Genomic DNA, 24,235 nt, shown 5'->3' with positions numbered 1-24,235 from the left:
AGCCCTTTGAGCGCCTGCGCTCAACCTTCAGGCGGCAGCGTAATAGCAGGGCTGCCATCACGTCCGGTCTCTTGGAGTGTCGGCGCATCCAGGGTGCGCACGGCAATCCGTTGAGTGGGTTGGCAACCGGTTGAGCAGGCACCACAACCGCTGTTGCACCCTCCGGCCTTGGCCGGTGCCAAGCGTCGCCACACACTGATCACCGCGCCAACCAGCAGCACGGCGATTACAGCGTATTGAGCCATGAGTCCCAGTGTCATAAGGCGGCCTCAGCTATTCGATAAGTGATAAACGCGAGCGCATACGCGACGGCAAACATGTAGCTGAACGCCAAGGCGACCTGCCCCCAACTGGCGGTCTCCTTGCGGATCACCGCCAGGGTGGACATGCATTGCGGCGCGAACGCGAACCACATCATCAGGGCTAACGCGCTGGCCAGCGGTACCTGGGCGGCCAGCGTTTGGGTCAGCGACGTGAGATCGTCGCCGTTGGCCACGGCATACACCGTGGCCAAGGTCGCGACAGCGGTTTCGCGTGCGGCGAAGGCCGGAATCAGCGCCAGTGTGATTTGCCAGTTGAAGCCCAACGGCGCAAACAGATGCTGGAGCGTGGCCCCCAGGTAACCGGCAAAGCTGTAATCAATCGCCGGGTTGGTTGCGCCCACCGGTGGGTTCGGAAAGTTCGAGATGAACCACATGATCACCGTGAGCGCGAGAATGACGCCCGTCAGTTTCTTGAGAAACAAGTAACCACGCTCCCACAACATCACGATCAGGTCACGTGCGCGCGGCAGGCGGTAGGCCGGCAGTTCCATCATCAGCATGGGTTGCTGCTGGGTGGTCGGCCTGAAGCGCTTGCACACCCAGCCGACAGCCATGGCGCCGAGAATGCCCACGCCGTACAAACCCAGCAACACCAAACCCTGAAGGCCGAACACGCCGCCGACACGGATGTCTGGAATTACCGCACCGATCAACAGGGCATAGACCGGCAGTCGCGCCGAACAGGTCATCAGCGGCGCCACCAGTATGGTGGTGAGCCGATCATATCGATCACTGATACTGCGCGCCGCGATGATGCCTGGAATCGCACAGGCAAAACTCGACAGCAGCGGAATGAACGAACGACCCGTCAAGCCGACGGCACGCATCGGTCGATCCAGAATGAAGGCGGCCCGCGGCAGATAGCCAGACTCTTCCAGGATGAAGATGAAAAAGAACAGCACCAGGATCTCGGGCATGAACCCCAGTACGGTACCCAGCCCGCTGATCAACCCATCGCAGATCAGCCCGCGCAACGGCCCCTCTGGCAAATAGGCGCCTGCCAGCACGGACAGCGCGCTGAAACTGTCACCGATCCAGTCCGTGACGGGTTTACCGATCAGGTAAACGCCCTGGAACACCAGAAACATGATGGTGACCAGTGCCAACGGCCCTACCACCGGGTGAATCAACCATCGATCAAGCGCATCGACACGCTCATCGGACAGGTGAGGCGTTTTCACACATGCCTCGAGGATGTCACGCACGCGCGCATGTAAGTCGGCGCCCTGCTCCGGGGCTGGCGCCGGCTGGATGTCATCGCAGCCATCCACCGCCTTCAGCAACGCGGCGGCGCCATCGCGGCGAACGGCGACCGTCTCTATCACCGGCATCCCGAGCTCGCTAGAGAGCCGAGCGGTATCGATACGAATACTGCGGCGACGCGCAGCGTCAGCCATGTTCAGGACCAGGACCGCCGGTAATCCCAGGCGTTGCAGCTCCAGTACGAAGCGCAGGTGCAAGCGCAGATTGGTGGCATCGACCACGCACAGCAACAACTCGGGGCGCTCCTCGCCGGGGTACGAGCCCTGCAGCACGTTCAAGGTGACCTGTTCGTCCTGGCTAACGCAGGCCAGGCTGTAAGTCCCCGGCAGGTCCAGCACTCTGAATGTGCGCCCGCTGGCCGTACGTGCCACCCCCTCCTTGCGCTCCACCGTCGCACCGGCATAGTTGGCAACCTTTTGCCTGGCGCCGGTCAGCAGATTGAACAGCGCGGTCTTTCCACAGTTCGGATTACCCACCAAGGCTAAACGCAAGGTCGCCATTCAAGCGCTCACTTCGACGAAGATCATGTGGGCTTCGTTGCGGCGCAGCGCAAACCGACTGCCGCCCACTTGGATAAGCACCGGATCACCGCCCCAAGGTGCCCGCGCGACCACCGTAACCGGCTCACCCGGGACGAAGCCGATGTCTTGTAGGCGCTGGCTCAGCGGATCGGCGTTGCCGGTGCCTTCAACATGGGTTACGCAAGCTTTTTGGCGGCGAGGCAGGTCACACAAACGCATAGTGGCATCCAACGAAGATGGTAATGATTTCTGTTTGAGCGATGCTAGGTGCCGGACAGTCCAGTTACAAGCAGATGAAAATATCTTCATTTTCAGCGTGTCTGGCTGGGGTAAGAAGTGTTTGAGAGAGGGGGCGGTGCCGCCATGGTCTCGACATTTGGAGTCAAGACCGCTGGCTATCCGAGTTCAATCAAGAACGGCACACATGGTCGACGCAGGCAGCAACCTGACCGGATTGCCAGGATGTCAGTGGATTAGCGCAGATACGAAAAAAGACGCTGATGCGTCTATTCCTTAAATTTCAGGCAAAAAAAAGCCACTCTATTGAGTGGCTTTTTCTTTGTGTTTGGAGCGGGAAACGAGACTCGAACTCGCGACCCCGACCTTGGCAAGGTCGTGCTCTACCAACTGAGCTATTCCCGCGTCTTGGTGATGCGCATTCTATAGAATTATCAGAACCCGTCAACCCCTTGATTCAAAAAAGTTTTATTTCTTTTCCACGGTGGTGCGCAGATGCGGCCAGGCGGCGCGCAGATACTGGAGCATGGACCACAAAGTCAGGCCGGCGGCGATAAGCAGCAAGGCGTAGCCCAGCAGGACCCAGAAGGTGAAGTCCGACGGGTTGGCCAGAAGGATGACCAGCGCAAGCATTTGCGCAGCGGTTTTCCACTTGCCCATGTTGGAGACAGCGACATGGGCGCGGGCGCCGATTTCGGCCATCCATTCGCGCAGGGCCGAGACGACGATCTCGCGGCCGATGATCACCGCGGCTGGCAGGGTCAGCCACAGGTTGCCGTGTTCCTGCACCAGCAAGACCAGCGCCACGGCCACCATCAGCTTGTCGGCCACCGGGTCCAGGAACGCACCGAACGGCGTGCTCTGTTCCAGGCGGCGGGCCAGGTAGCCGTCGAGCCAGTCGGTGGCGGCCGCGAAGGCGAACACGGAACTTGAGGCCGCGTAGCTCCATTCGTACGGCAAATAGAACAACAAAATGAAAATCGGGATAAGCAGGACGCGTAGAACGGTGATCAGATTAGGGATATTCATCGGCACAACTGGCTACGAGGTGGAAAGGCATTCTATTCGCTATGCAGATTCGCATAAATCAACTCAGCGAGCTTTTTACTGATACCGGGTGCTTTGGCTATTTCGTCAATGCTGGCACGGGACAGCTCCTGCAAGCCACCAAAATGTTTAAGCAAGTCGCGACGCCGCGTCGGTCCGACCCCCGCCACCCCTTCCAGGGTTGAGGTTCGTCGGGTTTTGCCACGACGGGCGCGGTGGCCGGTAATGGCGAAACGGTGGGCTTCGTCGCGGATCTGCTGAATCAGGTGCAGTGCAGGTGAGTCGCCCTTCAAGGTGAACTCATGGGCGGCATCATTCAAGTACAACGTCTCGAAACCAGCCTTGCGCGTAGCGCCCTTGGCCACGCCGAGCAGGATCAGGTCGGGCACCGCCAGTTCGTTGAGCACGTCGCGGGCCATGGACAACTGGCCCTTGCCACCGTCCACCAGCAGGATATCTGGCAGCTTGCCCTCGCCGTCCTTCAACTTGCTGAAACGCCGCGTCAGGGCCTGGTGCATGGCCGCGTAGTCATCGCCAGCGGTGACGCCTTCGATGTTATAGCGCCGGTAATCGGATTTGATCGGCCCTTCCGGCCCGAACACCACGCAGGACGCCACCGTGGCCTCACCGCTGGAGTGGCTGATGTCGTAGCACTCGAGGCGCTGCGGCGGTTCATCCAGGTTGAGCACTTCGGCCAGGGCGTCGAAGCGTGCGGCGACGTGCTGTCGATTGGCAAGGCGTGCGCTCAGCGCCTGTTCGGCATTGGTCACGGCCAACTGCTGCCAGCGCGCGCGGGTACCCCGTACGCGATGGCTGATGTCCAGCTCGCGGCCGCGCAGTTCATGGATCGCTTCGATCAGGGTGGGGAAGTCTTCATGCACCACGTTGACGATCAGTTCCGACGGCAGGTCGCGCTCGGGGCTGCTGACGTAGTATTGGCCAAGGAAGGCTGCCATGACTTCGGCCACCTCCTCATCGATACCCGTCTGCGGAAAGAAATTCTTGCTACCCAGCACCCGCCCACCGCGCACGCTGATCAGGTGCACACAAGCGCCGCCCGGGTTGACGAAGGCCGCGATCACATCCACGTCGCCGCTGCCGCCCTCCATGCTCTGCTGATCCTGCACGCGGCGCAGCAGGGAGATCTGGTCGCGCAGCTCGGCGGCGCGCTCGAAGTCCAAGGTGCTGGCGGCCTGCTCCATGGCGCCGGAGAGTTCGTCAGTAAGCGCATTGCTGCGCCCTTCGAGGAACATCACCGAGTGGCGCACATCCTCGGCGTATTCGGCCGGCTCGACCAGGCCCACGCAGGGCGCCTTGCAGCGCTTGATCTGGTATTGCAGGCACGGCCGCGTGCGGTTCTTGTAGAAGCTGTCTTCGCACTGACGCACAAAAAAGGTCTTCTGCAGCAGGCTCAGGCTTTCGCGGATTGCGCCGGCGCTGGGATAGGGACCGAAATACTTGCCCTTCTGCTTCTTCGCGCCCCGGTGAATACTCAGGCGTGGGAATTGGCCGTCAGATAAAAACACGTAGGGGTAGGATTTATCGTCACGCAGCAGGATGTTGTAGGGCGGCCGCCATTCCTTGATCAGCGTCTGCTCAAGCAGCAGTGCTTCGGTTTCATTGGCGGTGATGGTGGTTTCGACCTGAGCGATACGCCCCACCAGCGCTGCGGTCTTGGGCGCAAGACCGCTCTTGCGAAAGTAACTCGCCAGGCGGTTCTTCAGGTTCTTGGCTTTGCCCACGTACAGAAGGCGTGCCTCGCTGTCGAACATGCGGTACACGCCAGGGCGGCCACTGCAGGTCGAGAGGAAGGCACTTGGATCAAACGGTGTGGTCATGTCAGGCGCTGGCGTCCACCATGCCGTGGCGCACTGCGAGCAGGGTCAATTCAACATCACTGCTGATGGCGAGCTTCTCGAAAATGCGATAGCGGTAGGTGTTGACGGTCTTGGGCGACAGGCACAGCTTGTCGGAGATCGTCTGCACCTTCTGGCAACCGACGATCATCAGGGCGATCTGGATTTCCCGCTCCGACAGCGCATCGAACGGCGAGTCGCTGGTGGGCTGGAATGACTTGATGGCCAATTGCTGGGCAATCTGCGGGCTGATGTACCGCTGGCCAGCAAACACCAGGCGAATGGCTTGCACCATCTCGGCCAGGCCTGCGCCCTTGGTCAGGTAACCGGCCGCACCCGCCTGCAACAGGCGTGTCGGAAACGGGTCTTCTTCACACACCGTCACCACCACGACCTTGATGTCCGGATGGCTGCGCAACAGTTTGGTCGTGGCGCCAAGACCGCCGATACCGGGCATCTTGACGTCCATCAGCACCACATCGGGTTTCAACTCCCGGGCCTTGATCAGGGACTCTTCCCCGGACTCGGCCTGGCCGACTACTTGCAGGCCATCGATGTCAGCCAGCATTCGTGTAATGCCTGTACGAACGAGATCATGGTCATCGACTACTAGCACCCTAATCAAGCAGACACCTCGCGATATGGTCTTATAGGTTGCTGAACACCTTAGCAAAAAACCAAGGCGCAGACCTAGCTGCAAGCGTCATATATATAGAGTTTGAACACACAGTAGCCGTCCACCGAGCGGTGAACGGCTGTAATTGTTGGGCAGCGGGTCAGGAATCCTGGGGCTGCGACTTGGTTTTTCCGTTCTGTGCAGCGGAGTGTTCGGCCAGGGAAGACGTCAAGCGGCGAATCGCAGCCTGGTCTTCCTCGAACATCGCGCGGTAGTCACCCAGGACTTTTTCTTCGATATGGCTGAGGTTTTCCAGTTGAATCGGCGTTGTCACACCGGTCAACACGTACAACACATCTACACCTCTTTTGGCGACACGCGACAAGTAGTCCGCTTTGGGCGCTCGCCCTCCGCTTTCGTATTTTCCTTGTGCGTTGGCTTCCACGCCTCCTATTTCACCGAAGACTTTCTGCGACAATCCGAGTCGCTCCCTTTCTTGCCTCAAACGCGAACCGATTCCACTCATTTGGATGTATGATCCTATTTGGCACACCCCGAGAGGTGACACACTCATCTCTTCGTTAAACAAACTTGAACGGTTTTGAACTATGCCCGGAATCCGTACTGCCGCACAAGCCAAGGCCTGGCTGGACCATCAAGGGAAGTCAGTTCAAGCGTTCGCTCGTGAACATGGCGTTGATCCGGCAACCACCTATCAAGTGCTCGCTGGGCGCAAAAAGGGACGGCGTGGAGAAGCCCACAAGGTGGCGGTCCTGTTGGGCATGAAAGAAGGGATCATCCTTGCTGAGGCTGGTAACCAGCATAACGTTCAGTAAGTCGTCTCCTGAAGGCAGTATGCGCTTATTAGCATCGGGTGCATGGTTTAGCTTGAATGGCGGCAAACACGCTCCATGCGCCAAAAGCACTCTTCTTCACCGACAATGCTAAAGCCGTGGCGCTGATAGAGCCGCCTGGCCGGATTGGTCTTGAACACGGTCAAGCGTAACAAGCCCTGGGCCTGGGCCTTGAGTGCCATCTGCTCCAACACCCAACTGCCTGCGCCCTGCCTGCGGCACGCTGGGATCATATGCAACTCGCGGATATAGAGCGCTCGGCTGTCACGGCTCAAACTGATGAAACCCATCACTGCGTCATCGTTGCAGACCAGCCAGTTCTCGCGCCCCGCCCAGGCGACGTCGAAACCATCGTTGGACCACACCAGACCGTATTGCAGGTAGTAGCGGGTCATGGCCTCAAAGGTCAGCGTCCGTGCGAACGGCAGGTCCTGGTCTGTCGCAGCGCGCAGGTGGAACGCCATTTAGACAGCTACCACTTGGCCAGCCCACTGCCCGTCCTCGCGACGGGCAATCACTAGCGCATCGCCAGCACCGGGGGCGGCGGCCAGCAAACCACCATCAGCCGTCCAGATAGCGCTACGACCGGCGCACACATACCCCCCCGATGGGCCGCCATGATTGGCCATCAACACCACCAGGCCATGCTCGGCCGCATAGCCCTGGAGCAACGCGCTGTCGGTGGCATAGCCGCCCTCGCTGATCAACACGCCGGCAGCGTAGACTGTGGCGCCGGCCTCAGCCGCCAGGCGCGGATGACTGGCATGGGCGAAGTCCGCACAGACCGCCAGCGCGATTCGGTCATGCCCCCACTCGAGGACCGCACCGCCCTGCCCCGGGACAAATGCCAGCTCTTCGCCAGGGTGCAGATGCTGTTTGGTGTAGACCGCCACGGAGCCATCCGCCGCCAGTACCAGCGCACCAATCAATACACCGGCCTCGGGCGCCAGGCGAATTGGCATTCCCACCACCGCCGTCAGCCGCAACTCCCGCGCCATTTCGCGCAAAGGCAACAGGACAGGGTCATCTGGCGCAATCGCCAACCCGGCTGCCAATGAAGGTTCATACCCAGTCAACGACAGCTCCGCAAACACCAGCAATTCCACACCTTGCTCGGCAGCCGCTCGCATGAACGCCAGGTGGCGTTCGATATTGGCCGGCAAGTCGCCCGCAATGGAAAGGGATTGAGCAGCAGCAAGGGTCAGGGCAGTCATGGTCGCGTCCAAGCAATCATCATCAAGTGGTTACAAGCATATCTCGCCCCATAGCAGTTGGTATCGGTGCGCGATAGAAATTACTGATTGAATCCTCCTGCATGCCTCTAGTAAGCTCCCCCCATCATTTGGAGACATACCATGTTGCAACTCACCCACACTCAGGTTTGCCCTGCTGCCAGCGCCACGCGCTCGGTATCGGCTACCCGCGTGACCGGTTCGAGCGCAGCTGTCAGCTTTTATTTTGGGTATTGGTTTAGCCACTGGCGCGCCTGATACCTGAAATCGGCGCCCACTACTCAAGGGGTCGCCTACCAGAGAAATCTAAACCCCCGGTCGGCTCCCCGACCGGGGGTTTTGTTTTTTCAGGCCCCTATCCATTTTGCGGAACACTTTAAGGACACACGACATGAACTACGCCACCTATTACCGCTACGACACCTCCACCGCATGGCGATTTAGCCAGCTCCGCTCGGGACAGCCTGCCGCCTCCGATCGGTCACCTATTGGTGGCAAGCCAACACACGTAGCCAATACGGCCAATTGTCGAACACCCCAGTAGGGCCAAGCGCGCGGGAACTGCCCGCCGCTTGCCCAGGAAGCCATGAACATGAATTCTGCCACCGCCGCTCTGCCCGTCTCCGCCCTGACCAGCGCCAATGAAGCCCTGACCCAGCGCCTGCCCAGCTCCCTTGAGCTCAAGCATCAGTTGCCTCTTAGCCCGTTCCTCAATGAGCAGGTCCATGCCCATCGCCAAGCCGTGCGCGCCATCCTCAATGGCCAAGACTCACGGTTGCTGGTGATTGTCGGCCCGTGCTCTATCCACGACCCGGAATCGGCCATGGAGTACGCACGCAACCTGAGAAAGCTCGCGCTGGAGGTCAGCGACCAGATGCTGCTGGTGATTCGCGCCTATGTCGAAAAACCGCGCACCACCATCGGTTGGAAAGGCCTGGCCTATGACCCGCACCTGGATGGCAGCGACGACATGGCCGCCGGCCTCACGCTGTCGCGCGAATTGATGCGCGAAATGCTGCGCCTGGGTCTGCCGGTCGCCACCGAGCTGCTGCAACCCATGGCCGCCGGCTACTTCGATGACCTGCTCAGTTGGGTCGCAATTGGCGCGCGCACCACCGAATCGCAGATCCACCGCGAGATGGCCAGCGGCCTGGGCATGCCCGTGGGCTTCAAGAACGGTACCGACGGCGGCGTGGCGATTGCCTGCGACGCGATGCGCTCGGCCGCCCACCCGCACCGCCACTTCGGCGTCGACAGCCAGGGCCATCCGGCGATCATCCAGACCCCGGGCAACGCTGACACGCACCTGGTGCTGCGCGGCGGTCACCGAGGGCCGAACTACGATGCACAGAGCGTGGCGCAGGTGAAACACGACCTGGCCAAGTCCAAGGTCGCGGCGCGGATCATGGTCGACTGCAGCCATGCCAACAGCGGCAAGGACCCATTGCGCCAACCGGCGGTGTTCAACGAGGTACTGGAACAGCGCCTGCAGGGCGACACCTCGCTGATCGGCATGATGCTCGAAAGCCACCTGTTCGAAGGCTGCCAGCCGTTGAGCGCGTCGATGAAATACGGCGTGTCGGTGACCGATGGCTGCCTGGGCTGGGATGGCACCGAGCAGTTGCTGCGCAGCGCAGCCGAGCGATTGCGGGAACAACACGACATCCCTGCGTGATGAACATCAACAGGTAGGCGCTGGCTTGCCGGCGCCTACACGTTGAACGTCGTGGGCTCAGGGAAGCGGATACAGCGCCTCATCGAACTGTGCCAGTTTCGGGAACACCAAAGGCTGCTCATCCGCCAGCCCTCGCAACCGCTGGTCATAACCCACCAGGAAGTCCTGTCGCGCATCTGCGCTGATGTAGGGCACATGCCACGCCACGAACGGCGCCAGCACGTCATAGCCGACATACGCCAGCGTGCCGCGCAGAATAGGCCGCAACATGTCTTCCAAGGGCCCGTGGACCGCGCCCTCACCAAACATGTGCTCGCGCCCGCCCAGGGTCACCGTCACCATCGCGCGCTTGCCGGCCAGCCCGCCTTGATCGTAGAAACGCTTGCCGCCATAACACACACCCGACACCAGTACCCGGTCGATCCAGCCCTTGAGCATCGCCGGTGCCGAAAACCAGAAGATCGGAAAGTTGAGGATCAACAGGTCAGCCCACAACAGTGTGTCCAACTCACCCTGGATATCCGCCGCGATTGACTGTTTCTTTACCCCCAGGCGTTGCTCCAGGGCATACACCAGGTAATCCGGATTTTCCCGCGACGAAAAGTCCGCCGCCGACGCCACCGGGTTCCACTGCATGGCGTACAAATCACTGACCTTTACCTCATGCCCCTGGCCCTCCAGCGTGGCAACCGCCTGATCGCGCAAGGCGGCAGTAAACGACTGCGGTTCAGGATGGGCGTGAACAATCAGAACCTTCATGTGCATACCTCAAACAGTGTGTGCGGCCGGTTGGGCCAGTGCATGATCGAACCCGTACGTCATCGTGTGGTTTTCGCCCATGGGCGTGTTCCTTCAAAGGTCAACAGGCACAGGCATGCCTGAGCTCGATCAAGGTCACACCATTGCGTCTGAACGCGTTGCGCAGGTCCACCTGCAATTCATCCAGGTTTCGGGGCTGGTTCACCGTGCAGCCGAACGCCTGGGCGAACAGGGCGAAATCCGGGTTGCGTGGCAACACGCCGAGGGGTTCGATGTCCAGGTTGAGCATGTCGTCGCGGATCTGGCCGAGGGCGTCGTTATTCCACAGCAGCACCACTAGCGGGCTGTCCAATTCCTCCACGGCGGTGGCCAGTTCCTGGGCGGTGTAGAGAAAACCGCCGTCGCCGACCAGCACCAGGCCCGGCCGCTGCGGCGCGCCGAACTTGGCGCCGATGCCTGCCGGCAGGCCATAGCCCAAGGTGCCGTAGCCGGTGGGGTGCAACCAGCTACGCGGGGCACGGCTGGGGTAGGCGTAGTTGCCGGTGTAGGCCAACTGGGTCATGTCGCTGCTGACAAACGCGTTGCTCGGAAGCTCGGCTTCGATGCGGTCGAGAATGGCTTGGTGAATGGACTGCAGCGGGCCGTGTCCCAACTCGACCGCCTGCAGCAATGCTGACACCTTCGCGATGGCGGCTTCTGCAGGGCGAGGCGTGGTCGGCAGGCGCTCCAGCAAAGCTTGGACCGTCTGCTCGGCATCGCCTTGCAACGCCACGGCACAGGGGTAGAAATCATTGAATTTGCGCGGGTCGATGTCTACCCGCAGCAAGTCGCCGCCCAGGGGCAAACGCTCGCGCCAATAGTCGGTGTCGGCCATTTCCGTGCCCACCGCGAGCACCACATCCGCTTCGCCGATCAGTTGCCAGCCAGGTTCAATGCACAGGGTGGAACCGGCATTCAACGGGTCATCGATCGGGAGCAGGCCCTTGCCGGCTACGCTGGTGAAAAACGGCGCCGCCAATTGCGTGCTCAAGCGCTGCAATACCTCGCCTGCCGCCAGCGCCCCACCGCCGGCGATGATCATTGGCCGCTTGGCGGCAGAGAGCTTGGCCGCGGCCTGGTCCAAGGCTTGCGCCGAGGGCAGGCCGCGACCCGGGCGACGCACCACTTCATGGCTCCAGTCACGCTTGACCGGTGCGGCCAACACGTCCAGCGGCACCGAGATGTGCACCGGGCGAGGTCGCTCGCTGTCGAACACCGCGTAGGCGCGGGCGACCAGTTCGGGCAAATCCTCGGTGCTCAGTGCTACGGCCGAAAACGCGGTGATGGGTGCGGTAATCGCGCGCTGGTCCTGGGTTTCATGCAGGCTGCCCCAGCCCTTGCCGAGACTTGCCGTGTGGTTCACGCTGGAGATCATCAACAGCGGGATCGAATCGGCGTAGGCCTGGCCGATGGCCGTTGCGGCATTGGTCACACCGGGGCCGGTGATCACGAAGCACACCCCGGGCTTGCCGCTCACCCGCGCATACCCATCGGCCATGAAACCAGCGCCTTGCTCATGGCGCGTGAGCACATGGCGAATGCCACTGCCGGGCAGGCCGCGATACAACTCCAACGTGTGGACGCCGGGGATACCAAACACCGTATCGACACCGTAATTGGCCAGCAACCGCACCAGGGCCTGGCCGCCGGTCATCGTTCTATCGTGCATGCTCATCTCCTAGACGGATCAATGCATCGACCGCGATGGCGCCCTGGGCATTGACCAACAATGGGTTCACATCCAGCTCCAGCAACTGCCCGGCATTGGCGCAGGCGTAATCGGCTACCGCTCGGATCGCCGCCACCAGTGCGTCCATATCCGCTACTGCTCGGCCGCGAAAACCTTGCAGCAACACGGCGCTGCGCAGGCTCAGCAAGGCATTGCGGATTGCGCTGTCGGTGGTGGGCAGCAACAGGCTGCGGCTGTCCTTGAGCAGTTCGACCAGGATACCGCCGGCGCCGATGACCAGCGCCAGGCCAAAATCGTTTTCGCGCTTGATGCCCACGATCAACTCCGCCAGCGGTGGCGCCGCCATGGACTCCAGCAGCAGTTGATCGAAGGCGACGTACGGCGCATGAGCGCCGATGTGTTCGCGCATCTGTTCAAGCGCAGCGCTGAGGGCCATGCCGTTTTGCAGGTTCAGCACCACCGCACCGGCTTCGGTTTTATGCGGCAATTGCGCGCTGACCGCTTTGAGCACCAAGGGATAGCCCAGCAGTTCTGCATCGCTGACCGCTCTTCCCGGTGTACTCAACACCCCGGCGGGCGTGGTCAGGCCGAACGCACGCAAGGCTTGCTTGGAGGCCCATTCATCAAGGGCCTCGCCGCCACCTTGCAGGCCGCGAGGGCACAGTGGCTGGAGAATCGATTCGCCCCGCTCCAGCAAGACCCGACGGGTGTTCTGGTAGCTGGCAATCCGTCCCCATGCGGCCAGCGCATCCTCCACGCCTTGCAACGCCGCGATGCCCTGGGCATGCAGGCGTTCACGGGCGGTGGCCGGCAACAGTTCGGGAAAAACCGAGGTGACAAACCCGCTCTTGCCATGGCGGTTGAGCGCGTCGCAGAACAGCTCCAGCAGCAGGTCGCACTCCTGGCGCTCTCCGGTGAACTCGGCCGGGTAATCCAGCACCAGCATCGCCGCATCGGCCTCGGTGCGAAGTACGGTGTCGAGCATGGCATCGAGGGCTTCACGTTCGCCCCAGATGGCGGTGGTGAAATCCAGCGGGTTGACCAGGTTGGCGTAGCTGGGCAACACCTGGGCCAGTTCACTGCGCTGGTCTTCATCCAGCGTGGGCAGGGCCAGATGATTGCGCTCGGCATAGTCGGCAATCAGCCCCGCATCCCCGCCGGAACAGGCCAACGCAATCAGGCTATTGCCCGCAGGGAGATTGCCACACGCCGCGGCTTTCAGGGTTTCGACAAAACTCACCGGCCCGCTCACGCGGATCACGCCCAGCCGCGCGAACAGGCTGTCGTACAGCGCATCGGAGCCGGACAGCGAACTGGTGTGACTCAACGCCAACTCGGCACCGATCTGCGACACGCCGGTTTTCAGCGCAATAATCGGAATGCCCTTCTCCAGCGCCTTGTGCGCCGCACGGGCAAACCCCGGCACATTCTTCAAGCCTTCCAGGTGCAGGCCGATGGCAGTGACGCGCGGCTCATCGAGCAGCACATCCATCAATTCGGCAACGCCCAGCTGTGCCTGGTTACCCACCGATGCCATATAGGCCACCGGCAGCGAACGGTCGCTCATCGACAGGTTATAGGCGAAGTTGCCGCTCTGGGTCAGCACCGCTACGCCCTTCTCCACCGCCTTGCCACCATGGGCTACCGGCCACAGCGCCGAGCTGTGCAGGTAGTCAAGCAGGCCGTAGCAGTTGGGGCCGAGCAAGGCCATGTCACCCGCTGCGTCTAACAGCTGCTGCTGCATGACGGCTCCGCTGGCACCGGTTTCGGCGAAACCCGAGGCGTAGCAAATGGCGCCGCCCGTGCCGATGGCAGCGAGTTCGGCGACGCAGGTCAAAGTGAGTTCACGGTTGGTGGCGATAAACACCGCATCTGGCCCGCAGGGCAAATCGGCCACGCTGCGCACGCAGGGAATACCGTCGAGGCTGTCATGCTGCGGATTGACCAGCCACAGCTGCCCGGCGAACCCGCCATCAGCGCAGCGCTTGAGCGCACGCGCCATGCTGCGCCCGCCGACGAAGGCCAGGTGCCGGGGCGCCAGCAGGCGCTTGAGGTTGTCGCCAATAGCCTGGGACATAAGCATTCTCCGCGCCGATCAGCGCAACAGCGGCCGCAACAATTCACGGGCGATGATATGACGCTGGATTTCCGATGTGCCTTCCCAGATCCGCTCGATCCGCGCGTTGCGCCAGATGCGTTCCACCGGCCCTTCATCCATCAAGCCCATGCCACCGAAGATCTGCACAGCCTCGTCGGCGACCTTGCCCAGGGTTTCACTGGCGAACAACTTGGCCATGCCGGCCTCGCCCTCGGTCATGCTGCCCTGGTCCATCTTCCAGGCGGTGTGCAGGGTCAGCAGTTCAGCCGCGCGGATCTGCGTGGCCATGTCCGCCAACTTGAAGCTCACGCCTTGATAAGTGCCGATGGGCTGGCCGAATTGCTTGCGGTCCGCCGCCCATTGCAGCGACACATCCAACGCACGCTGGGCCTGGCCGACGCAGTTAGCGGCAACCATCACACGGCCGGCGGTGAGCCAGGCGTTGGCCACGTCCCAGCCCTTGCCCACCTCGCCCAGCACCTTGGAGGCCGGCACGCGGCAGTCGTCGAAGAACATTTCATAGGTGTGGTAGCCACGGTTGCTGACGCACTTGGGGCCACGGCGAATGGTCATGCCAGGCGTGCCGCGATCGACGAGAAACGAGGTCACCGCATTGCGCTGCCGACCGTTGTGTTCGTAGGTATCGGTGACCGCGAACACGATGGCGAAATCGGCGTGCCCGGCATGGCTGATAAAGTGCTTGCTGCCATTGATCACGAAGTCATCGCCACTGCGCACTGCGCGGGTCTTGATGGCATTGGCATCGGAACCGGCGCCGGGTTCGGTGAGGGCAAAACAGTCGACTTTCCTGCCCTGCACACACGGCAACAGGTAATCGCCAACCTGTGATCCCGTACACGCCATGAGGATCTTGGACGGCCGCGCGACAAACACATGCAGCGCCCATGAGACCTTGGACAATTCCCGCTCGATCAGGGCCTGGGACAGGTAATCCAGGCCACCGCCACCCACCTCTTCCGGCATGTTGAACGCATAGAAACCCGCGGCAATCGCCTTGTCGCGAATCTGCGCAGCCAACTCGGGCGAGACCTCATCGGCACGGTCCACCGCCTCCTCATGGGGCAACAATTCCTTGGCAACAAAACTGCGTACCGCGTCCACCAACATATCTTGCTCTTGGCTGAGTTGGAAATTCATGGCGCTACCTGTTCGAAGGTGTAGTTGTTATTTGCCGCAGAAATTCGGGAGGCGTTTTTCCATGGATGCACGCAGGGCTTCGGCGCCATCGGCACTGCGCCCGCACAACAGGCCAGCAGCCAGTTCGGCCTGCAGTTGCTCGGGCAGGCTGCGGTCGGCACCTTCACGAATCAGGGTCTTGGCCTGGGCAAAGGCGAAGGTCGGGCCGTTGGCCAGGCGGGCGGCGAGGTCCGTAGCCTGGGCGTGCAGTTGCTCATCGGCGACGACTTCACCGACCAGGCCGGCAGCCAGGGCACGGTCGGCGCTCCACAGTTCGTCGAGGAACAGCAGGCGCTTGGCCTGCTCACTGCCTATCAGGCGCGGCAGATGCCAGCTGGCACCGGCGTCTGGCGAGTAGGCCATGCTGGTGTAGCCGGCCTTGAAGCGCGCCGATTGGGCCGCGATACGCAGGTCGCAGCACAACGCCAGGTCCATGCCCGCGCCGACGGCAGTGCCATTGATCGCGGCAATCGTGGGCTTATCGAGGGTGTGCAGGCGGGTCATCAAGGCGTGGGCAGTGTCGGTCCAGCCGTAGGTTTCGAGGGCTCCACGGGCTTCGGCGTCGGCCCACTCCGCCAGGTCTGCACCGGCGCAGAAGCTGCGACCGTTGCCGGTCAATACCACCACGCGCACTGCCTCGTCAGCGCTGAAGGCATCGAGCAAGGTGTGCAGGTGCTTGAGGGTGGGAATGTCCAAGGCATTGCGCTGCGGGCCACGGTTGAGAGTGATCCAGGCAACGCCTGCTTGTACCTGACTGAGCACGGGCGAATCGGTCGTCATGGCTTCCTCGAATTATTTTATTTGGCTTGAGGGGTGCGACATGAGGCGATACTAAACAAGTGTTCAGTAAGAAGGCAATGAGCACCCTGCAAATATTTTCAGAAGGGAAAATGCCGGCCTGGACGTTACGCCCAGGCGGACCGGGACAAATCAGGGTTTGACTTGAAAACGCTGGCGACCGCCCGCCTGCAGGCCGTCCACCCAGGCCTCGCAGATCTGGATGCCCTGCTCGGGCGTGAACGTGCCGGGGTTGAGCCCCGACTCCAGCCACAATCCATCGAGCAATGCGCTCAAGCCGATGGCGGCGAGGTCGGCGTCGAAGTGCTTCCAGCCCTCCTGCACGGCCATGTCGGTCAGGGCTGAACGCATGATGGTGCGGTACTCGCCGTAGGAGTGCTCGTGCGCCAGGTTGATCGCCGGAGCCGTCTTCACGGCACCCCAGAACACCAGCCAGGCGTCCAACAGGTGCGGGTCTAGCAATTCGGCGGAAAACGAGCCACGGAACAACGCCGACAGGCGCTCCCGAGGGTTCGGCGGCGCCTTGGCCATGGTCTCGCGCAGCAGGCTCATGACCTGGTCGGTGATGGTGCGATAGGCCTCGGCCACCAACTCGTCCTTGCCCGAATAGTGGTGGCTGATCAGCCCCACGGACACCCCGGCCTCGGCGCTGATCTTGCGGATCGACGCGCCTTGGAACCCATCACGCTTGAGGCACGTCAGCGTAGCCTGGACCAGCGTGGCCTTGCGCTCTTGCGGCTCCATCCTGGAAAAACGGGATTCCTGGGTCATGCGGCGGTTTCCTTGGGTTGAATCGGCAGCACGACTCTACATCAGTCACGATACACCGGCGACACCCGATCCAGCGTTCGCAACATCGCCGCCCAGGCCCGTTGCGTGGCGTCCACGTAACCACGTTGTGGGTGGGTGAGCGACACTTTCTGCTGGAGCCGGGCGACAGTTTCAGCGTAGCCCGCTGTTTGGAACGCCGACTCAGGATTGTGGGTGCAGCTCGATATTGCCAAGCAGAAAAACGGCACCCGGTAGGGTGTCCTGCTGCAGGAGAATATCGCCTGCGCCACGCGCTTCGACTTTACCACCTGGCACGCGGGCCAAGGCTGCAGGCTCCAACGTCAGTCAACCTTCCAGTTCAACCCGGCGCGCACCCTCTGCCCGTCGTTCTTGGACCTTGGAATCGTAGGCATAGGTTTTCCGACAAGGATGGGAGTGGTCAGGCCGCCGGCCATTCGTGACCTGCGGTAAAGAGTCCTTTTCGGATTCGGCGGTTTTTCCGAAGGAACGACGGGCGGATACTCGACTCCATTGTTCACATCTCTTCAGGAGCTACTGATGTCTATCGCTACGCAAAACGTTCCGGCCTTTGGCCTCGGCACCTTCCGCCTGCAAGGCCAAGTGGTGATCGATTCCGTCAGCACCGGCCTGGAGCTGGGCTACCGCGTGATCGACACCGCGCAGATCTACGCGAACGAAGCAGACGTCGGCCAGGCCATTGCCGACAGTGGCATCCCGCGCGATGAGTTGTTCATCACCAGCAAGATCTGGATCGCCAACTTCGCCGAAGGCCAGTTGATCCCGAGCCTGCGCGAAAGCCTGCGCAAACTTAAAACCGACTATCTGGACTTGACCCTGATCCACTGGCCGTCACCGGAAGACCAGGTGCCTGTGGCCGAATTCATGGGCCAATTGATGGAAGCCAAGCGCCTGGGCCTGACCCGCCAGATCGGCATTTCCAACTTCACCGTCGACCTGATGAAACAGGCGATTGCAGCCGTTGGGGCCGAGCACATCGCCACCAACCAGATCGAACTGCACCCCTACCTGCAAAACCGCAAGGTCGTGGACTTTGCCACTGCCAACGGTATCCAGATCACGTCCTACATGACCCTGGCCTACGGCGAAGTGCTGAAGGACCCGGTGATCCAGCAAATCGCCGAACGCCATCAGGCCACCCCGGCGCAAGTGACGCTGGCCTGGGCCATGCAGTTGGGCTACGCGGTCATCCCATCGTCAACCAAACGCGCCAACCTGGAGAGTAACCTCAAGGCACTGCAACTGAGCTTGAGCGCTGCCGACATGGCGCAGATTGCCGAGCTGGAACGCGGCCATCGCCTGACAAGCCCCAAGGGTATCGCCCCCACGTGGGATTAAACCCGTGCCACAGGCGTGCGGGATAACTCCCGCAGCCACGGCAAGACCCGCAGGCCGGTGGAGGCTGCGGGTGGGTCGATGATGTCCATGAAGTGTTCCAGATTGACGTTGTCCGGCACGCCGGGCAACCGCACCCGCACCGCCGCCGTTGCGTCGGCGGGTGCGTGCGGGTCCAGGTCAAGGTGATCATAGACCAGCACATGGTGCGCCTCGGGCTGAGGCCCGACTGTGTGGACCGCCAGCCCTGCGTTGATGATCAACACGTCAAAGGGCTGGGCCGGGATGGCGGTGAGCAGCTGGACCTCTTCTAGGGTTTGCACCGGGACGATCCGGTAATAACCCAACCGGTTGAGCATTTTCTCGATGTGCAGGCGTTGCAGATGTTGCTCATCGGCAATCAGGATGGTCAGTGCTTTGTTTGGCATGGCGAACCCCTGGGCAGGCTGTGCTCGTCAGTGAGCGTCGCCCATTTTCCTGACATATCCCGAGGACAAAATCAGGCTTGTTCCCGTTCCATGTAGGAGTTCTCCCAAATCAACCGAATGGCTACCTACCCCAGTCAAGCCTGCTTGCAGTGCTGGCTCAGACCATGATGCAAACCTTCGATGGCCGCATCTAACGCCTCGACAGCAGCGGCGAGCGCAGCGTGGTCGCGCCCTTCACACACCCCCTCCAAGGTTTCGCAACAAACGACCAGCACCTGTGCCTTGACCATGTGGGCCCCGCCTTTGACACGATGGGCCAGGTCATGCAGCTTGGCGAAATCCATCTGCTCACGCAGTGCCGGCAGCAATAGGCGGTCCTCTACAAGGCTACTGAGCAAGGGTGCCAGCAACTCGTTGAGTGCGGTCTTCTCGCCCCCGGTCAATGTGATCAACACGCTCAAATCAAACAGCGGCTCGACTGGGTGTGCTGCAGAACTGACCGTGCGCGATGCCAACGCGGCCCGCAAATCATCGAGACCGGTCGGTTTGAACAGGCAACCATCCATGCCCGCCTGCCTGCAGCGCTCCGTCTCCTCCGGCTGGGCATTGGCGGTGAAACCCAACAACAGGCACGGCACCAGGCCACGCAGGCGCTCTTGGGCACGGATATCACGTGCCAATGTGTAGCCATCCATGGTGGGCATGTTGCTATCGGTGATCACCCCATCAAAATGCCCGGCCTGCCACAATGCAAAGCCCTCCGCGCCATCTTCGGCCGTGACGATGTGATGCCCCAGGAAGCTTAGCTGCCGAGCCAGGAGCAAGCGGTTGGCCGGGTAGTCATCGACCACCAGGAGGTTCAACGCCTGCGTCGGTGGAACACGTGGGACAGGCGAAGAAACCGGCGCCGCCGTGGTCAACGCCAGCGTCAAGGTCACGTCTACCCGCGTTCCCTTGTCCAGCACGCTGCTCAAGTGCAATTGACCGCCCATCATCTCGCACAGGTTGCGGCTGATCACCAACCCGAGGCCGGACCCACTGCGCGCCGACTGTTCGTTATTACTGCCCTGGATGAACGGGTTGAACAAACGCTGCTGATCTTCGGCACTGATGCCAATGCCCGTGTCCTCCACAGACAAACGCAGAGTCAAGTGGTCGCCGGCCAACGCCGCTGCACACTGGGCGCCCAAGCGTACCTGGCCGGTGGCGGTAAACTTGATGGCATTGCCAAGCAGATTGGACACCACCTGTTTGAAGCGCATGGGGTCGATCAGTACCGATCGGTCGGTCAGCGGGTCGAGATCGACGTGCAGCAACAGGCCCTTGTCCCGCGCCAGCCCCTCGAACACCCGGGCCACAGAGGCCAACAATTCGTGGAGATTGGCGGGTGCCAGGGTCAGTGACAGGTGGCCGGTTTCGATCCGCGCAATGTCCAGGATATCGCCAATCAGCTCCAGCATGCTCCGGGACGCCATCGACGCCACCTCCAGCGCGTCCTGATCGACGCGACCTTGCTCGGCGTTTTTCTGGGCCAACTCGATCATGCCGATCACCGCGTTCATGGGGGTCCGAATCTCGTGGCTCATGGTCGCCAGGAACGTGGTCTTGGCGCGGTTGGCGGCGTCTGCTTCTTCCTTGGCCTCCTGCAACTGGCCCAGCAGGCGCTGACGTTCGCTGACGTCCACCCAACCGGCAATCATGCCCACCACATTGCCGTTGCTGTCACGGTACGGCAGCATCCATTGGTAAATAGTCAGCACGCCGCCACCGGGTACTTTGAGTACTCGGTCCTGGATCCGTGGCTCACCGCGCTCCATCAGGCCCAGGTAGTCAGCATGAAAGGACTGGGCCTGGGGCGGGTTGCCGGTGTCAGTTTCCACCACCGTCCTGCCGATCACGTCCTCCAGCTTGAAGCCGAACACATCGAGGTAAGCGTTATTGCACGCCATCAAGCGGCCCTGGCGATCACGCACGTAGATGGGGTGGGGGGTGCCGTCGATCAGCACGCTCATAAACCGCATCTGGTCGCTCAAGGCGCGTTCGGCCTGGGCGCGCTTGTGAATCAGGTTGCGCAGGTAGAGCACCCAGCCCAGGGTGACCAACAGCAGCAGTGCTGCCACGCCAAAGCCTTGGAGGATCACGCTGCGATGACGGATCCAGTAGCTGTCCTCGATGATGATTTCACTGCGCCAGTGGTTGGTCAGTTCGTCCATTTCTTCAGGCGTTATGCTCAACAGCGCCTTCTCGAGGATCGAATACAGCTCCAGCTCGCTACGGTTGACGCCGAAGGCAATCCGCGCGGGCTCAGTGCCGACGGTACTGGTGATACGCAAGCGATCACGGTAATGGCGCGCAATCATGTAGCGCGCGCTGATCAGCGAAACAACGGTGGCATCGACACTGCCTTTGGCGACCAACTCCAGCGCTTCCTCAGGGTTCTCGACATCCACGAAGACGATACCCGGATAATCCCGCGCGACCTGCACGGCAAGGCTGTTGCCGCCGATAAACGCCAGGCGTTTCCCGGGCATATCCTCCAGGGTCACCAGCCGCTCATCGCCGGCGCGCGCGACCAGCACATAGGGGTTGGAGAGGTAGGGTCGGGTGAACCGGACTTTCTCGGAGCGTTCGACGCTGGGCGTGATCACCGCCATCATGTCGACTTGTCCAGTACCGACCTCGTCAATCTGGCGAAGCAACGAACTGCTCTGCATCACCTCGAACTTCAAGCCCGTGCGCAAGCTGATCCGCGACAGCACCTCGTCACTCAACCCGACGAACTGCCCTTGCTCATTGAAAAAGGACAGCGGCATGAACTTGTCGAGTGCCGCAACTTTTACCTTTGGGTGCTTCTCCAGCCAGCGCTGCTCATTGTCACTCAAGCGTAACCGGTCTGCCTCCAGGAAGCCGCTGTCGCCGGCGCTCCAGCGTCGCAGGATTTGCATCTGCTGGCTGGTCGGTATAACGGCCAGCGCCGCATTGATGATGTTCAGCAGGCGAAGGTTTTCCTTGGTGAAGGCGAACCCGAACGGGTTGACCTCCAATGCGGAAAAATCAGCCATGCGCACGTTATTGAGATGGTTCTTGTTGATCAGATAGCGGGCGCTGATGGCGTCGCCCAGGTAGACATCCGCCTGGCCGAACGCCACGGAACCAATGGCTTGGTGGGTCGAGCCATACAACAGCAAATGCGCCTTTGGGTAAAAGGTCTGGACAGCGTCGGGTTGCATGTAGTGATAGAGCATCGCGACGCGCTTGCCGGCGAGGTCGGCGCTCAATGAATGACTGTCACCCGCGCGCGTCACCAGCACGGGTTGATCGTTGGCGTAGGAACGGGACAGCACCAGTTGCTTGTCGGCCGCTTCATAGCCATTGGCCGACCCCACGAAGTCTACCTCGCCGAGCTTGAGCGCCTCGATGACCTCATCACGGGTGTCGTAGCGTCGAACCTCGACAGGTACATTCAGGATAAGGCTGATCAGCCACGTGTAGTCAGCCGTGATGCCTTCAAAATCATTATCGTTGCTAAGGTCGAAAGGTGCGTAGTCAGGCGCCGACACCCCCATCACCAACAGGCGCCGTTCACGCAACCAGCGCCAGTCGCTTTCATCAAGCTCCAGGCGTGGGTTTTCGAGCGTGGAGTGACCAAACAGCCGCAGGTTGTGTGGCTTATCCAGGGCCATCGCCACGCAAGGCAACAGCCCCATCAGCAAGATGGCCGTGAGACGCTTCAGCCGGGAGGTGGTCATTTCAAATCAGGTGGTTGCGCTGGGCGAACTTGGACAGGTGCACGACCGAGGACATCCGCAGTTTCTCCTTGAGCCGCGTCTTGTAAGTGCTGATGGTCTTGTGGCTCAACAGCATGTCCTCGGCAATTTCCTTGTTGCCAAGGCCCAAGGCCAGTTTTTGCAACACCGTCAGTTCGCGGTCTGACAATGAATCCACCAGTTCTTGCTCGGTGGTCTGCAAATCGTCGCGGCGCACAGAACTGGTCGCCACGCTGGGGAAGCAACTGTAACCGGACCTGATCGCCCTGATCGCCTTCTGCAACTCGTCAAGCTCACCCGTCTTGGCAACAAAGCCCATGGCCCCGGCGCGCATGCAGCGGGTGGAGAAGAACACGGCAAGGTAGGAGGTCAGCACCAGGATCTTGCAATGCAGTTCCAGCGCCTTGATCCGGCTGATCACCTCCAGCCCGCCGAGCTTGGGCATTGCCAGGTCGAGGATGACCAGATCCGGGCGCTCTTCACGCGCAATCTGCATGGCATCGGCGCCGTTACCTGCTTCAAAGATTTCAACGAAACCTTCCTGCTTCAATAGGTACTTCACAGTAGCGCGTATAAAAGGGTGATCATCCACAATTAAAGCTTTGCTCATAAGACTCCCCCAAGGGATCAGTACGCTTACATATCACACGGGACCTATCTACCTGTGAAAAGTGACAGTCCCGACAAACGGTACTGAATATTCTGCGCGACGCGCCAGGCAGCCAAGGTCCCTCCTTTTGATAAAGCACGGTAAACACATAGCGCTGCGCCCTTGTTTCTGAGGCGCAAGCGCGCAACCTTAACAACAGCGTGTCTAACCAAATGAAGGGATAGTCTTGAATGCCTGTAGGACTTTTCCTTGCAATAGCATAGTCAGCTTTGCTCGGAACATCGCCTGACAGCCGGGGACTACTCGGTGGTACTCGGGCTCCAGAATGCCTGCACCACCAGGGTCGACATTGAGATACGCGCCACCAGTGCGTCCAACTCGTCACCGTCGACCGAGGTCACGGCCAGGGTGGCTTCGATTTCCACCTCCTCCGTGCCGAAGGGGCGCACGTCGACATCGCTGGCCGGGTAGTTGCACCGTGCCAGTTCAGCCTCCAGCAAGGCCAGTACGGCTTTTTGCTGGGTACGCCGGGCGATCACATACAGGATGTTGGTGACCTCTGCCGACACCACATCCAGCGGCTGGCGGTTGATGTTATTGACGATTGGCCGCAGCAAGGTGTTGGCCGCGAGCACGAACAACGTGCCCAGCAGCGCTTCAAGGATCAGGTCGGCGCCCGCGCAGGCCCCCACCGCTGCCGACGCCCAGAGCGTGGCCGCCGTATTGAGCCCGCGCACATTGCCTTCTTCACGCATGATCACGCCGGCACCGAGAAAACCGATACCCGACACCACATACGCGACCACCCGCACCGCGCCTTCCGCGCCACCGAGACGATTGGCCATGTCGACGAAAATCGCCGCGCCCACCGCCACCAGCACGTTCGTCCGCAGGCCCGCCGTGCGCTGGCGGTACTGGCGCTCGAAACCGATCAGGCCACCGAGGATAAAGGCCGCGCTGAGGCTGACCAGCGTATCGATCAGGGAATTGAGGTTGATGTTGTCGATTGCTTGCATAAAAAATCTCCTTGGCCACTGCCTCTTCTGGGCGCTGGCTTGCCAGCAAGCCGGCGCCTGCAAG

General features: G+C 61.2%; 22 protein-coding genes and 1 tRNA gene. 3 read left to right on the top strand and 20 right to left on the bottom strand.

Annotated elements, in window-relative coordinates:
- Positions 1–20: 20 nt before the first annotated feature.
- The 8 genes from CQ002_RS28160 to CQ002_RS15105 all read right to left on the bottom strand — a co-directional run bounded on the left by CQ002_RS28160 (position 21) and on the right by CQ002_RS15105 (position 6,389).
- Positions 21–260 (bottom strand): FeoB-associated Cys-rich membrane protein, encoded by a 240-nt coding sequence (locus tag CQ002_RS28160; RefSeq protein WP_122712319.1) that lies wholly within the window; start codon positions 258–260, stop codon positions 21–23.
- Entirely contained in the window at positions 257–2,086 is a 1,830-nt protein-coding gene (locus tag CQ002_RS15135; RefSeq protein ID WP_034103767.1) for a ferrous iron transporter B, read from the bottom strand. Before CQ002_RS15135 ends, CQ002_RS28160 begins: the two co-directional genes overlap by 4 nt.
- Positions 2,087–2,326 (bottom strand): FeoA family protein, encoded by a 240-nt coding sequence (locus CQ002_RS15130; protein ID WP_034103765.1) that lies wholly within the window; start codon positions 2,324–2,326, stop codon positions 2,087–2,089.
- 347 nt (positions 2,327–2,673) lie between these two features.
- Positions 2,674–2,749 (bottom strand) — tRNA-Gly (locus CQ002_RS15125).
- A 63-nt stretch (positions 2,750–2,812) separates the two neighbouring features.
- Entirely contained in the window at positions 2,813–3,373 is a 561-nt protein-coding gene (gene pgsA, locus CQ002_RS15120; RefSeq protein WP_099492790.1) for a CDP-diacylglycerol--glycerol-3-phosphate 3-phosphatidyltransferase, read from the bottom strand.
- A 32-nt stretch (positions 3,374–3,405) separates the two neighbouring features.
- Positions 3,406–5,229, bottom strand: a complete 1,824-nt coding sequence (gene uvrC, locus CQ002_RS15115; protein ID WP_069022996.1) for an excinuclease ABC subunit UvrC — start codon at positions 5,227–5,229, stop codon at positions 3,406–3,408.
- A gap of 1 nt (position 5,230) precedes the next feature.
- Positions 5,231–5,872, bottom strand: coding sequence for a UvrY/SirA/GacA family response regulator transcription factor (gene uvrY, locus CQ002_RS15110; protein WP_003190387.1), 642 nt, complete (start codon positions 5,870–5,872; stop codon positions 5,231–5,233).
- A 151-nt stretch (positions 5,873–6,023) separates the two neighbouring features.
- Positions 6,024–6,389, bottom strand: coding sequence for a helix-turn-helix domain-containing protein (locus CQ002_RS15105; protein WP_034103760.1), 366 nt, complete (start codon positions 6,387–6,389; stop codon positions 6,024–6,026).
- Between the two features lie 82 nt (positions 6,390–6,471).
- Here CQ002_RS15105 and CQ002_RS15100 point away from each other — a divergent pair, with 82 nt between their 5' ends.
- Positions 6,472–6,699 (top strand): DNA-binding protein, encoded by a 228-nt coding sequence (locus tag CQ002_RS15100; protein ID WP_069022994.1) that lies wholly within the window; start codon positions 6,472–6,474, stop codon positions 6,697–6,699.
- A 47-nt stretch (positions 6,700–6,746) separates the two neighbouring features.
- Here CQ002_RS15100 and CQ002_RS15095 read toward each other — a convergent pair whose 3' ends face one another.
- Both CQ002_RS15095 and CQ002_RS15090 read right to left on the bottom strand, forming a co-directional pair.
- On the bottom strand, positions 6,747–7,181 hold the full coding sequence (locus CQ002_RS15095; protein WP_034103758.1) for a GNAT family N-acetyltransferase: 435 nt from the start codon (positions 7,179–7,181) through the stop codon (positions 6,747–6,749).
- Positions 7,182–7,931 (bottom strand): carbon-nitrogen hydrolase family protein, encoded by a 750-nt coding sequence (locus CQ002_RS15090; RefSeq protein ID WP_105161971.1) that lies wholly within the window; start codon positions 7,929–7,931, stop codon positions 7,182–7,184. It abuts the gene before it with no gap.
- A 610-nt stretch (positions 7,932–8,541) separates the two neighbouring features.
- Between CQ002_RS15090 and CQ002_RS15085 the strand changes: the two genes are divergently transcribed.
- Entirely contained in the window at positions 8,542–9,624 is a 1,083-nt protein-coding gene (locus CQ002_RS15085) for a 3-deoxy-7-phosphoheptulonate synthase (RefSeq protein WP_034103754.1), read from the top strand.
- Between the two features lie 57 nt (positions 9,625–9,681).
- Here CQ002_RS15085 and CQ002_RS15080 read toward each other — a convergent pair whose 3' ends face one another.
- The 6 genes from CQ002_RS15080 to CQ002_RS15055 all read right to left on the bottom strand — a co-directional run bounded on the left by CQ002_RS15080 (position 9,682) and on the right by CQ002_RS15055 (position 16,976).
- A complete protein-coding gene (locus tag CQ002_RS15080; RefSeq protein ID WP_105161970.1) occupies positions 9,682–10,383 on the bottom strand; it encodes an NAD(P)H-dependent oxidoreductase in 702 nt (233 codons plus the stop codon).
- 100 nt (positions 10,384–10,483) lie between these two features.
- Positions 10,484–12,091: a 5-guanidino-2-oxopentanoate decarboxylase gene (locus CQ002_RS15075; protein ID WP_105161969.1), complete on the bottom strand. Its 1,608-nt coding sequence runs from the start codon at positions 12,089–12,091 to the stop codon at positions 10,484–10,486.
- Entirely contained in the window at positions 12,081–14,189 is a 2,109-nt protein-coding gene (locus tag CQ002_RS15070; protein WP_105161968.1) for an acetate--CoA ligase family protein, read from the bottom strand. The genes CQ002_RS15075 and CQ002_RS15070 overlap by 11 nt, the downstream gene beginning before the upstream one ends.
- 18 nt (positions 14,190–14,207) lie before the next feature.
- Positions 14,208–15,368 (bottom strand): acyl-CoA dehydrogenase family protein, encoded by a 1,161-nt coding sequence (locus CQ002_RS15065; protein WP_034103746.1) that lies wholly within the window; start codon positions 15,366–15,368, stop codon positions 14,208–14,210.
- 27 nt (positions 15,369–15,395) lie between these two features.
- Positions 15,396–16,187, bottom strand: a complete 792-nt coding sequence (locus CQ002_RS15060; protein WP_105161967.1) for an enoyl-CoA hydratase/isomerase family protein — start codon at positions 16,185–16,187, stop codon at positions 15,396–15,398.
- 150 nt (positions 16,188–16,337) lie between these two features.
- Positions 16,338–16,976 carry a TetR family transcriptional regulator C-terminal domain-containing protein gene (locus tag CQ002_RS15055; protein WP_069022982.1) on the bottom strand — a complete coding sequence of 213 codons (639 nt, stop codon included), beginning with the start codon at positions 16,974–16,976 and terminating at the stop codon, positions 16,338–16,340.
- Between the two features lie 558 nt (positions 16,977–17,534).
- Here CQ002_RS15055 and dkgB point away from each other — a divergent pair.
- The gene (gene dkgB / locus CQ002_RS15050; RefSeq protein WP_034103740.1) at positions 17,535–18,353 is read left to right on the top strand and encodes a 2,5-didehydrogluconate reductase DkgB; all 819 of its coding nucleotides are present in this window, start codon (positions 17,535–17,537) and stop codon (positions 18,351–18,353) included.
- On the opposite strand, the gene CQ002_RS15045 is transcribed toward dkgB, so the two are convergent.
- From CQ002_RS15045 to CQ002_RS15030, 4 genes are all read right to left on the bottom strand, one after another.
- Entirely contained in the window at positions 18,350–18,778 is a 429-nt protein-coding gene (locus CQ002_RS15045; protein ID WP_105161966.1) for a chemotaxis protein CheY, read from the bottom strand. The genes dkgB and CQ002_RS15045 overlap by 4 nt on opposite strands.
- Before the next feature lie 134 nt (positions 18,779–18,912).
- Positions 18,913–22,527: a transporter substrate-binding domain-containing protein gene (locus tag CQ002_RS15040; RefSeq protein ID WP_034103736.1), complete on the bottom strand. Its 3,615-nt coding sequence runs from the start codon at positions 22,525–22,527 to the stop codon at positions 18,913–18,915.
- A 1-nt stretch (position 22,528) separates the two neighbouring features.
- Positions 22,529–23,155, bottom strand: a complete 627-nt coding sequence (locus tag CQ002_RS15035; protein ID WP_034103734.1) for a response regulator transcription factor — start codon at positions 23,153–23,155, stop codon at positions 22,529–22,531.
- Between the two features lie 299 nt (positions 23,156–23,454).
- The gene (locus CQ002_RS15030; RefSeq protein WP_034103732.1) at positions 23,455–24,171 is read right to left on the bottom strand and encodes an MgtC/SapB family protein; all 717 of its coding nucleotides are present in this window, start codon (positions 24,169–24,171) and stop codon (positions 23,455–23,457) included.
- Between the last annotated feature and the right edge of the window lie 64 nt (positions 24,172–24,235).

This window comes from Pseudomonas sp. MYb13, assembly GCF_002980075.1.
GTDB classification, from domain to species: domain Bacteria; phylum Pseudomonadota; class Gammaproteobacteria; order Pseudomonadales; family Pseudomonadaceae; genus Aquipseudomonas; species Aquipseudomonas lurida.
This window is presented reverse-complemented; position numbering and strand designations above follow the sequence as displayed.

Bases quoted from the DNA above. Each gene is read 5' to 3' on its own strand.
- CQ002_RS28160 (WP_122712319.1), bottom strand. From the start codon at position 260: ATGACACTGGGACTCATGGCTCAATACGCTGTAATCGCCGTGCTGCTG.
- CQ002_RS15135 (WP_034103767.1), bottom strand. From the start codon at position 2,086: ATGGCGACCTTGCGTTTAGCCTTGGTGGGTAATCCGAACTGTGGAAAG.
- CQ002_RS15130 (WP_034103765.1), bottom strand. From the start codon at position 2,326: ATGCGTTTGTGTGACCTGCCTCGCCGCCAAAAAGCTTGCGTAACCCAT.
- pgsA (WP_099492790.1), bottom strand. From the start codon at position 3,373: ATGAATATCCCTAATCTGATCACCGTTCTACGCGTCCTGCTTATCCCG.
- uvrC (WP_069022996.1), bottom strand. From the start codon at position 5,229: ATGACCACACCGTTTGATCCAAGTGCCTTCCTCTCGACCTGCAGTGGC.
- CQ002_RS15105 (WP_034103760.1), bottom strand. From the start codon at position 6,389: ATGAGTGGAATCGGTTCGCGTTTGAGGCAAGAAAGGGAGCGACTCGGA.
- CQ002_RS15100 (WP_069022994.1), top strand. From the start codon at position 6,472: ATGCCCGGAATCCGTACTGCCGCACAAGCCAAGGCCTGGCTGGACCAT.
- CQ002_RS15095 (WP_034103758.1), bottom strand. From the start codon at position 7,181: ATGGCGTTCCACCTGCGCGCTGCGACAGACCAGGACCTGCCGTTCGCA.
- CQ002_RS15090 (WP_105161971.1), bottom strand. From the start codon at position 7,931: ATGACTGCCCTGACCCTTGCTGCTGCTCAATCCCTTTCCATTGCGGGC.
- CQ002_RS15085 (WP_034103754.1), top strand. From the start codon at position 8,542: ATGAATTCTGCCACCGCCGCTCTGCCCGTCTCCGCCCTGACCAGCGCC.
- CQ002_RS15080 (WP_105161970.1), bottom strand. From the start codon at position 10,383: ATGAAGGTTCTGATTGTTCACGCCCATCCTGAACCGCAGTCGTTTACT.
- CQ002_RS15075 (WP_105161969.1), bottom strand. From the start codon at position 12,091: ATGCACGATAGAACGATGACCGGCGGCCAGGCCCTGGTGCGGTTGCTG.
- CQ002_RS15070 (WP_105161968.1), bottom strand. From the start codon at position 14,189: ATGTCCCAGGCTATTGGCGACAACCTCAAGCGCCTGCTGGCGCCCCGG.
- CQ002_RS15065 (WP_034103746.1), bottom strand. From the start codon at position 15,368: ATGAATTTCCAACTCAGCCAAGAGCAAGATATGTTGGTGGACGCGGTA.
- CQ002_RS15060 (WP_105161967.1), bottom strand. From the start codon at position 16,187: ATGACGACCGATTCGCCCGTGCTCAGTCAGGTACAAGCAGGCGTTGCC.
- CQ002_RS15055 (WP_069022982.1), bottom strand. From the start codon at position 16,976: ATGACCCAGGAATCCCGTTTTTCCAGGATGGAGCCGCAAGAGCGCAAG.
- dkgB (WP_034103740.1), top strand. From the start codon at position 17,535: ATGTCTATCGCTACGCAAAACGTTCCGGCCTTTGGCCTCGGCACCTTC.
- CQ002_RS15045 (WP_105161966.1), bottom strand. From the start codon at position 18,778: ATGCCAAACAAAGCACTGACCATCCTGATTGCCGATGAGCAACATCTG.
- CQ002_RS15040 (WP_034103736.1), bottom strand. From the start codon at position 22,527: ATGACCACCTCCCGGCTGAAGCGTCTCACGGCCATCTTGCTGATGGGG.
- CQ002_RS15035 (WP_034103734.1), bottom strand. From the start codon at position 23,155: ATGAGCAAAGCTTTAATTGTGGATGATCACCCTTTTATACGCGCTACT.
- CQ002_RS15030 (WP_034103732.1), bottom strand. From the start codon at position 24,171: ATGCAAGCAATCGACAACATCAACCTCAATTCCCTGATCGATACGCTG.